The following is a 10,127-nucleotide window of genomic DNA, read 5'->3' as shown; positions in this document are numbered from 1 at the left end:
AGCATTGACGGGCATGGTAGCGATATTGGCTGCACCATCTTTGCCGATCGCCGCACAGGCAATTAATTGATATTCGGGATTAAAATCAACGCGATCGATCTTAAAATTAGCACTGTGAAATAATCTTTTTTCTTTAGGTTGCTGTCGCTGTACTGGTGGTTTGGCTGCATCGATCGGCACTGGCGTAACAAAGCGTTCGAGCGTAAAAATCCCACCGACTTCCCCCGCTTCGAGGGTATAAAGCAAGCGATCGGCACCAGTCGGACAGACACCTTGGACGGCGACAGCTACGCTCGATCGCTCTGGCTTGAGGGCACCAGACATGCCTACTGGCATAAAATTGGCCGCAACGCTCTTTTGCTTCCAGCTATTGCGCTGCTGCATCTGAGATTCGCGCTGTTGCACGGCGGCTCCAAATTCACTGACGATCGTCTGGACAGTCGCCTGACCCAATTTAAGGTAGAGTTTACCTCCAGATAGGTATGCAAAATTAAAACTCATGTGACAGTCTTCTGTAAGCGTTAGCTGGTGGGCAGTTCGGGTATAGCGGAATACTGACTATACCTACTCTACTGTTCCCTGAGAATCACCCAGAGATCGCATTTTGCTCAAAATTACTGAAATTATTTGACTGTCGAGAGCTGCCGATCGATCGCCAAGGGCGCAATGCCGGCTAAATCGAGAATTTGGGGAATCAAATCTTCGCGCTTGACGGCCATCAAATGCACGCCCTGACACATTTGGCTGGCTAATCGCACCTGTTCGGCGGCAATCTCGATCCCTTCTAAGAGGGGTTCTGACGATCGCGCGAGTCGATCGATTAGATGCTGAGGAATCTCGACCCCAGGCACATTGCGATTGATAAACTCGGCATTTTTGGCCGACTTGAGTAAAAAAATGCCAGCCAGCACGGGCTTATGATGACAACTGGCAATCTGCTGCATGAATTTCTCGAAGACATCAAAATCCGAAATGAGCTGACTCTGAAAAAATTGGGCACCAGCGGCCACCTTCTGCTCGAATCGTCGTTGCAAACCTGATCGACTTTTGGACTGCGGATCAACCGCCGCTCCGACAAATAAGTCCACAGACCCGTCTGGGAGGAGCTTGCCGTTGCCATCAAGACCGTGATTGAGATTATCGACGATCTTTAACAATCTGACCGCTTCTAGGTCAAATACGGGTCTGGCTTGGGGATAGTCGCCAGCCTTAATCGGGTCGCCAGTGAGGGCTAAAATGTTTTTGATGCCCAAAGCGTGCGCGCCCAATAAATCACCTTGAAGTCCGATCCGATTGCGATCGCGACACGCAAACTGACAGACTGGCTCAATCCCCTGCTGGAGCAAGATCGCGGCGGCGGCCAGTGGCGACATCCGCATCACCGCTCTACTGCCATCCGTGATATTCACGGCATGAACGCGTCCTTTTAAACAGTTGGCCATCGCCACCATGTGGGAGACATCGCCACCTTTGGGTGGCGCGACTTCCGCCGTAATTAGGAACTCGCCAGCAATAGCAGCCTGTCGAAAATCATTCACGATCGCACCCAAAAGACTTCAATTTCCATCATACAGGGTAGGGCGTTTGGAGTTGACAGTTGGGAGGTGGGAGTTGGGAGTTGCTGTACCACCGTATGGGAGTTGGGGATAGTGGATAGGGGACACTTTCATCCACTATCCACTATCCACTATTCACTATCCCCTAATTTTGAAAATCCCAACGCAGCCTTAACCTCAGCCAAAGTCCGATCTGCGATTGTGGCAGCGCGATCGCGGCCGTCGCGGAGGATGGATTCTAGATAGGTTTTGTCGGCCATCACTTCTTGATATTTAGCTTGAATCGGGCGAAGATGTTCGATCGTCGCTTCGGTTAGTAATGGTTTGAATTGACCCCAACCAAGATCTTGACATTCGTCAGCTACCGTTGCTTTGGGCTTACCAGACATCATCATATAGAGGGCGAGCAAGTTGCGACATTCCGGTCGGTCGATTGACTCAAATGTCAGTCCGCGTTCGAGATCGGTTTTGCATTTTTTGATTTTTTTCTGAATCAGATCGGGACTATCTAATAAATTGATCCGACTCAGATCGGAGGGATCGGATTTGGACATCTTCCGAGTACCGTCAGTCAGACTCATCACTCTCGCACCATCAGCTTGAATCAGGGCGTGCGGTAACTTGAAGACTGGTTGTTTCTTGGCAAATTGATGGTTGAATCTAGCGGCAATATCGCGAGTCAGTTCGAGATGTTGTTTTTGATCTTCCCCGACAGGGACTTGATCGGCTTGATAGAGGAGAATATCCGCTGCCATCAAGACGGGATAATCTAACAGCCCAACGTTGACGTTTTCACCTTGCTTGATCGCCTTTTCTTTGAATTGAATCATGTCTTCGAGCCAATTGAGTGGTGTGACACAATTGAGCAGCCAAGCGAGTTCGCTGTGGGCGGGGATATGGGATTGGATAAAAATACTCGCGTCTTCACTACTAATCCCACAGGCTAGGTACAGAGCGGCGATCGTATAACTATTTTCAGCTAGAGTTTGCGGATCGTGAGGTGCCGTAATGGCATGAAGATCGACTACGCAAAAATAATTTTCGTAGTGATGTTGCTGTTCGACCCAATTGCGAATCGAGCCTAAGTAATTACCCAGGTGTAAGTTGCCAGTTGGTTGGATGCCCGATAAAACACGTTTTTTAGTCATAAACAGGTGACACTACCGAACCGCGCCGGCGAGATTCTCGATCGAAAGGTGTTTTATTATAACAAACCGTTCGCTCGGTAACTTCTCTAAGTCGTCCCGATTCAAGATCGATCGACTCTGGCGGTAAGACACTAGTTACGAGGACAGCGCGCACGAATTATCAGCACTGCGGCTCAGTTCGCCAGAAGCCATCCCCAGATCCTGGATTTTAGTCTGCATGAGCTGATGAAAGCTGGGATTATTAAACCGCTTGGCTGACAGCGCGCCCAAAATTAGTACCGTACGGGCTGCTTCTGGTTGACCGAGATGATAGAGAGCTAAACCTTCGGCATAAAATCCGGTTTCGTCGCGATCGACCAATCGCTCTAAGCCGCGATCCTGAAGCGATCGCGCTTGCTCGAAATCGACCATCGCTGCGGCGATATTCCCTAGCTCATAATGGACGAGTCCTCGGTGATACCGTGCCGAAACATAATGGGGCGACAGTTCGATCGCGCGGCTAAAATTCTTGAGAGCATTGTGCTGTAATCCCGATAAACTATCGACGACTCCCGATATATAATTAGCCCAAAAAGAAGACTTGTCGATGGCTTTAACAGATCGACAATCTTGTTTAGCGCGAGGATAGTCATTGATTCTAAAATATGTCCAACTCCGCTGAATATAGGCATCGGCATGTTGGGGATCGAATTCGAGCGTGATGCCAAAATCTAACAATGCCAATTCGAGATCGCCGAGTTCGACAAAAATTAGGCCGCGTCGAAAATAAGCATTGATAAATTTGGGATTTAATTCGATCGCCCGATGGCAATCTTTCAATGCTGCTTGACGATCGCCCAGACAGCGATTTACTTCGGCACGATCGTCAAATACCGCAGCTTGGGGTTTGCGCTCGATCGTCAGGCTGAAATCGGCTAAGGCACCAGCGAGATCTCCAGATTTTTGGCGAGCGCGCCCGCGTGCGTGATGAAATACTGGTTGTCCGGCTTGTAAAGCGATCGCCCGATCCAGATCGGTCAATGCCTGGGGCAGTTTATCCAAGCGTTCGGAGCAGATCCCCCGATAGCAGTAACCATTGGGATCTTGAGGATAATCCTCGATATGCCGATCCAGACTGACTAAGGCAATTTGATAGTTTTCGAGCTTGACGAGTGCCACCGCATTCAACCAGCGGGCAGACGGATGGGCAACCCGTTCGAGAATATATTTACAGTCAACTAAGACTTGGTAGTGATTTTTGAGGGTTTTATTGATCAGCGCGCGCTGATAATAAAAATCGATTTGAGTCGGATCGCACTTAATCGCGGTGTCCCATGCCAGCAAAGCTGCTTCGTAATCTTGGATCTGCTGATAGACTTGTGCACTTCCACTGTGTGCGATCGCCAAGTTGGCATCCCATTCGATCGCGACCTTATAAGCCGATCTCGCCTGGGCGTAGTCTTTTGCCGCCAGCGACTTGCGACCGCGTTCGCAATATTTCAGTGCTAAATCTCTGGCAGTGACTGCTGGTGCTGAGACTTCTACTGCCGCACGGACGGGGGCTGCAACTGGTGGCGATTGGATGGGCTGAGATCTTGCAGGTGCCTGGGCTTTCGCGCTAACTGGCGCACTCTTTGGCTGGAAACTGGTTACTGCCGTTGGCGGAGCCTCTCCTGCGGAGAATCGCATCGTTGGCCGCACGATTGGCGGTTCGATCGCCACATCGCTCGCCCACGGGTCTGCTGAGGACTCTGCTGAGTAAGATCTGTCGTCTTCATCGGACTCAATCTCGACTGAAGCACTCCCCCAAGGGTCGATAAATGCTGAATTGCTGGATTTTGCTTTGGGATTGGCACTGACCGCTGTGGGCACAGAGACCTTTGGCGTGGATATTCCTAAAATATCTGAGTAGTCATGTTGAGTGGCAAACTCTGGAGTATTGGCTGGAGAAGATGGTTTCGTCATAACCGGAGTGCCTCAAAAAAATCATCAAAAAGATCGAGCGAAGTAGCGGTCGGGTTGTGAATGCAGCAAGTCGGCAATAGCTGGATTCGCAAACTGCGATCGCGACTTTCCTATAAGTGTAAATTTAGCAATTTGGTCTCAAAAACTGACGATAAATTCGCACGCGCTCATCAAGACAGCCTTATGGTTACAGCATTTGTTCGATCTTAACGATTTACTAAGCGATACGGTTCAGTATTTATACGACTATTTAGATTTTTTATGTACAATGCCTACTCATCTTCAAACATTATTGATTTTAAATTGCCACGATCGCAGCGGCAGAGATTGGCTCCAATCTGCTCGCTCTCGTCTATGTCAATCCATGCCGAGTGCTTCGATCGTAAATAATATCTGTCGCCCAAACACAGTACTTTTAAGTTTTTGAGCCACTAATACGGCTTGGTGCAGGATCGCTTTAGCGGTCTCTGACTGACCCATATAATAGAGAGCCAATCCTTCTGCATACAATCCAGTTTCATCTCGCTTAGTAGCAACCCGATCTAACGATTGTGATTGGATCGATTGTGCCAGGTGAAAGTCAGCCATGGCCTTCTGTTCGTACTTAAGATCGTAGTGCAATAGCCCTCGGTGGTAGAGGGCGCAAATAAAATCAGGCTGATGCTCCAACACCTTATTAAAATTAAATACGGCTTCTTGTTTGAAGCCAGATAATGATTGCACCACGCCCATCAAATAATTAGCGGGAATTGAGTTACGATCGACTTCTAACACTCGATCGCAGTCGGCGATTACCGCTGGATATTCACCGTGTCGGAAGTAGATCCAACTACGTTGGATATAAGCATTCAGATCTTGTGGATTGATTTGAATCAACCGATGATAATCAGCCAAGGCTGCGTGCAGATTGCCGACTTCGGTATTAATTACACCCCGTTGATAGTAAGCGTTGATGAGGCGAGGATTTACATAAATTGCTTGGTTGCACTCCATCAGCGCGCGCCGATAATCGCCGCGATTGATATAGATATCGGCACGATTGGCATAAGCTTGCGCCACACTAGCATCGAGGGCGATCGTCCGATCGTAATCGCTCATCGCCTGCGTAAAATCACCTAATTGTTGGTGAATCCGACCGCGTCTGCGGTAAAAAATGGCCAGATTGTCTTTGAGATCGATCGCTCGATGGAGATCTACTAATGCAGATGAACAGTTACCCAGTCGTTCGTAGCAGATGCCTCGATAATAATACCCGTAGCAATCGTCGATACTTAGGTTGAGATACTGAGTAAAATTAAAGATCGCTAGTTGATAGTTACCAATCTGAAAATGAGCACGAGCATTGAGCCAGCGCGCTGAAATATCGCTAGGCTGCTGTTCGAGGATAAATTTACAATCAAACAAAATACCTTGACAATTGCCAAGTTTTTTGTTGATTAGCGCGCGACAGTGATAAAAATCTACATTTTCGGGATCTCGATGAATGGCTCGATTACACGCGGCGAGAGCGGCAGGATAGTCTTTTTGCGCATAGTAAATTCTAGCCAAGCCCTCGTCAGCAACGGCATGAGCTGGACTCAGCTTGAGGGCGGTGGTGTAGTCCGCTGCTGCTCGTGGATAATCTTTTAATGCCAGTAGTGACTCACCTCTGGCACAATAAGCCAACACACAATCGGGCGCAAGGGCAATCGCCTGTGTGTATGAGGCGATCGCGCGATCGAGATCGCCTCTTAAAGCTCCGTCACTACCCTGTTGGCACAATTTTTGAACCTGGGTATTGACTTGTTGCTTGGGTAAATTTAGAGTTTGTGTCGCTGTCAACTTAACGGGTGAGTCTGGCATGGATGGCGAGTTTGTCAAGATTACTTCAGCAATGGAAGATCGGTCGGAGTGTAGAGGTATTCCTGTCAGCGAGATTTTGAGGTAGCTGTCTGTCTGTCAAATTTCAGATCGGACTAAGCTTAAGCTGTTCACTTACCTATCATGCCCAGTTTGAAGGCAGATATCTATACCTACGCGGTGTACTTTCTCAAGACACGTTACCATCTCTAAAAGTCGTATTTTTAAAACTTACAATCTGTAGATAAATTCTCGATCTAAATCGCGATCGCAGATTAAAATTGATAGTCGGGATGGCCAACCTGAAAAACGCTCAATCCCAAGCCAAGACACATCCTACAAACTTTTGGTCGATCGTCAATTATGCCAATAACCTTGTAGCGATCGCGGATGTGAAAATAATATAATTATAATTTGAGCAGCTCATCTGGCCGCTGGTTGTTAACTGGACGCACGAACAGATCTTTGTATTCTTTGAGCCAACCGATTGTCAAACCAGAACAGCTACTCGATCTCTTGTTTGCCAACCGAATTCGATCGGATCGAATCGCGCCAAAGGCACTCAGCCAATGGGAGATCGGTAAAATCTTGAATCTAAATTTTTAGGTGTATGTAACAAAAAGGTCGCTATTAGGATGTGCTTGATTCCTAAAAGCCTTACTCTGTGCTTACTTTTCAACCATATGGACGTACGCCGACTGGAAAGTAGACTTGGCGATCGATTCTACCGCTGTCCTAATTTCTCGAAGGTATAACCAGCAGTATTTTCAGGTGGATTGGGGATGAGGTCGAATAATAGGGCGGGGGATTGGGCAAAAAGTTGGTAGAAGATGGTGTCGCGACGCATGGTTGGAAAATCGAGGATGGATCGTTGGCATAGCCTACCGGGGATAATCGTATTACGGCTCGATCGTTCTCCCAAGTTTTATGTCTATTTTGTAGTTTTTGATCGATCGAGCCATGAAATTTGGGGAGAATAAATAGTCAGCACCTGAAGTAACTGCGTTTTTACCGCCATCTTTCGCACATGAGTATCGAATCTCTACCACCCAAGGTTTTCATCAGTTACAGTCATGATTCCGCCGCACATAAGGATCGAGTATTGGCATTGGCCGATCGATTGCGGGATGATGGGATCGATTGCAATATCGATCAATACGAGCAGTCGCCACTGGAAGGATGGCACCGCTGGATGCTAAATGAAGTAGAAGCCGCAGATCTAGTCCTGATAGTATGTTCGGAAACATACGATCGACGCTTTCGGGGACGGGAGGAGGCTGGTAAAGGCAAGGGCGCAATCTGGGAAGGCGGTGTCATCATTCAGGAGCTTTACGACGCTCAGGGGGTAAACTCGAAGTTTATTCCGATCGTATTGACGGCAGATGACTCGAAATTTATTCCTAGTCCGCTCCGCAGTGCGACTTATTACAGGGTAATCGCAGCGAATGATTATGAGTTGCTATACCGTCGGTTGACGAATCAGCATTCCACACCCAAGCAGGAGATCGGTAAATTTCGGCAGTTGGATAAGCGCGACAGGCAACAGCTTTTTCCAGATGTGTTGCCAGCAGATCCAAGTCCACATAATCCGGCTCCGACTGGTTTAACATCTTTTCAGCGGCGGCAATTGGAAGCACGGCGGGATGGGTTGTTGCCGGAGTGGGAGCTTCGTAGTGAGAAGGTAAAGCGGATGAGGATGGCTCTAATTATTGAGACGGGGGCGGCGGTGAAGTTTCAATTGGAGCAGCAATTGTTGGGGGAGGATGCGGAATTGTCGAAGTTGACAGCGGAACTGGATGAAATCGATCGGAAACTGAGTCAGTAATCTGGCTTATTTTTTTGATGCTGTAATCTTGGTCTAAATTTTTAGGCTAGATTAGTAGGCAAGACTACTACATGTTATTTCATACACTCTCATGACAAACGAAGAATTACTGGAAGAGATTGAACGAAATGCGATGTTTAAATCAGATGATTTGAATCTATCTCACAAAGGATTAACATCCATACCAGCAGAAATTGGAAAACTTACTAATCTAAAAAATCTTAACCTTGCTAGCAATAATATAACAAGCTTGCCAGCAGAAATCGGAAAACTCACTAATCTACGTTGGCTTAATATTGGCAGTAATCAACTAACAAGCTTGCCATCAGAAATTGGACAGCTTTTCAATCTGCGGACACTCGACTTTGCCTGCAATAAGCTAACAAATCTACCAGTGGAAATTGGTAAGTTATTAAATCTTACCGTTCTCTTTTCTAGCACTAATAAATTGACGATTCTGCCAGTAGAAATTGGAGAACTTAAAAGTTTAATTCAGCTCGATCTTAAAAATAATCAACTAATAAGTCTGCCAGCAGAACTTGGACAACTTTCTAATCTAAGTAGATTCGATCTTAGCCACAATCAACTAATAAGTCTGCCAGCAGAACTTGGGCAACTCTCTAATCTAAGTAGATTCGATCTTGATAGCAATCAACTAACAAGGCTACCTGCGGAAATTGGACAACTTCTGAACCTACGACATCTCGATCTTAGTCGCAATAGGCTAAAGAGCCTGCCAGTGGAAATCGGAAAATTATTCAATCTGAATGAATTTTACTTCAATGATAATCTCTCTTTATCATTACCGCCAGAAATTAGAGGCAAAGGATTTAGAGAGATAATTAACTTTTATAGGCAACAACTAGAACAAAAAACAGATCGAATTTATGAAGCTAAACTCCTCATTATTGGCGAAGGCGGTGCAGGCAAAACTACTTTAGCTAAAAAAATCCAATCCTCAGATTATCCGTTACAAGATGAGGATTCAACCCAAGGGATTGATGTGATTAAATGGCAATTTATGCTTGATAATGACAAAGAGTTTCGAGTCAATATCTGGGACTTTGGAGGACAGGAAATTTATCATACTACCCACCAATTTTTCCTCACCAAACGCTCGCTCTATGCCTTAGTTGTCGATACCCGCAAAGAAGATACCGATTTTTACTATTGGCTCAATGTCGTCGAACTTCTGAGCAATAACAGTCCCTTACTAATCATCAAGAATGAAAAGGAGGAACGACAAAGAGAAATCGACGAGCGGCAATTACGCGGTGAATTTACCAACCTGAAGGAAACTCTCTCCAGCAATTTTGCCACCCAACGCGGTTTACCAGAAATTCTCAAGCAGATTAAACACCACATCAGCAACTTACCCCATGTTGGCACCGAATTACCCAAAACTTGGGTGAAAGTGCGAGAAGCACTAGAACAGGAATCGCGCAATTATATCACTCTGGAGGAATATCTCAATCTTTGCGAACATAATGGTTTTACTAGACGAGAGGACAAACTCCAACTGAGCGGCTATCTCCACGATTTGGGTGTCTGTCTGCATTTCCAGGAAGACGAACTGCTGATGGAAACGGTAATTATTCAGCCTGCTTGGGGGACAGATGCCGTCTACAAGGTACTGGACAACCCGTTAGTGATTCACAACCAGGGACGATTCACGCGCGATGATTTGAAGCAGATCTGGCATGAACAGAAATATGCCACCATGCAACCCGAACTGTTGAGACTGATGATGAATTTCAAACTCTGCTACGAAATTCCCAATGTACCTAAAACCTATATTGCTCCACAACTGCTAAC

Annotated in this window: 9 protein-coding genes and 2 pseudogenes; 4 read left to right on the top strand and 7 right to left on the bottom strand. The window is 46.6% G+C overall.

Translation table 11 applies throughout. The features are described 5' to 3' along the window. From RMO27_RS07730 to RMO27_RS07705, 6 genes and pseudogenes are all read right to left on the bottom strand, one after another. Window positions 1-501: pseudogene (locus RMO27_RS07730) on the bottom strand (hypothetical protein); the annotation flags it as partial. A 122-nt stretch (window positions 502-623) separates the two neighbouring features. Next, window positions 624-1,538 (bottom strand): methylenetetrahydrofolate reductase, encoded by a 915-nt coding sequence (locus RMO27_RS07725; RefSeq protein ID WP_309731054.1) that lies wholly within the window; start codon window positions 1,536-1,538, stop codon window positions 624-626. Between the two features lie 149 nt (window positions 1,539-1,687). Then, a complete protein-coding gene (trpS, locus tag RMO27_RS07720) occupies window positions 1,688-2,704 on the bottom strand; it encodes a tryptophan--tRNA ligase (protein WP_309731053.1) in 1,017 nt (338 codons plus the stop codon). After that, a complete protein-coding gene (locus tag RMO27_RS07715) occupies window positions 2,697-2,858 on the bottom strand; it encodes a hypothetical protein (RefSeq protein WP_309731052.1) in 162 nt (53 codons plus the stop codon). The genes trpS and RMO27_RS07715 overlap by 8 nt, the downstream gene beginning before the upstream one ends. Next, complete coding sequence (locus RMO27_RS07710) at window positions 2,840-4,648, bottom strand: tetratricopeptide repeat protein (protein WP_309731051.1); 1,809 nt, start codon at window positions 4,646-4,648, stop codon at window positions 2,840-2,842. The genes RMO27_RS07715 and RMO27_RS07710 overlap by 19 nt, the downstream gene beginning before the upstream one ends. Window positions 4,649-5,005: 357 nt before the next feature. After that, window positions 5,006-6,490, bottom strand: coding sequence for a tetratricopeptide repeat protein (locus RMO27_RS07705; protein WP_309731050.1), 1,485 nt, complete (start codon window positions 6,488-6,490; stop codon window positions 5,006-5,008). 411 nt (window positions 6,491-6,901) lie between these two features. Between RMO27_RS07705 and RMO27_RS07700 the strand changes: the two genes are divergently transcribed. Then, window positions 6,902-7,093 carry a hypothetical protein gene (locus RMO27_RS07700; RefSeq protein WP_309731049.1) on the top strand — a complete coding sequence of 64 codons (192 nt, stop codon included), beginning with the start codon at window positions 6,902-6,904 and terminating at the stop codon, window positions 7,091-7,093. 118 nt (window positions 7,094-7,211) lie between these two features. On the opposite strand, the gene RMO27_RS07695 is transcribed toward RMO27_RS07700, so the two are convergent. Then, entirely contained in the window at window positions 7,212-7,334 is a 123-nt protein-coding gene (locus RMO27_RS07695) for a DUF2887 domain-containing protein (RefSeq protein WP_309731048.1), read from the bottom strand. Between the two features lie 180 nt (window positions 7,335-7,514). On the opposite strand from RMO27_RS07695, the gene RMO27_RS07690 reads away from it, so the two are divergent. The 3 genes and pseudogenes from RMO27_RS07690 to RMO27_RS07685 all read left to right on the top strand — a co-directional run. Continuing rightward, window positions 7,515-8,312, top strand: coding sequence for an SEFIR domain-containing protein (locus RMO27_RS07690; RefSeq protein ID WP_309731047.1), 798 nt, complete (start codon window positions 7,515-7,517; stop codon window positions 8,310-8,312). Window positions 8,313-8,403: 91 nt separating this feature from the next. Next, window positions 8,404-8,625, top strand: a pseudogene (locus RMO27_RS23780) (leucine-rich repeat domain-containing protein); the annotation flags it as partial. A 426-nt stretch (window positions 8,626-9,051) separates the two neighbouring features. After that, window positions 9,052-10,127, top strand: a 1,076-nt coding sequence (locus tag RMO27_RS07685; RefSeq protein ID WP_309731046.1) for a COR domain-containing protein, incomplete at its 3' end; no start/stop codon positions are given.

The organism is Chamaesiphon sp. OTE_75_metabat_556, assembly GCF_031378165.1.
Classification (GTDB): domain Bacteria; phylum Cyanobacteriota; class Cyanobacteriia; order Cyanobacteriales; family Chamaesiphonaceae; genus Chamaesiphon.
Note: the sequence above shows the minus strand (reverse complement) of the source record. Positions and strands in the feature narration are given on the sequence as shown.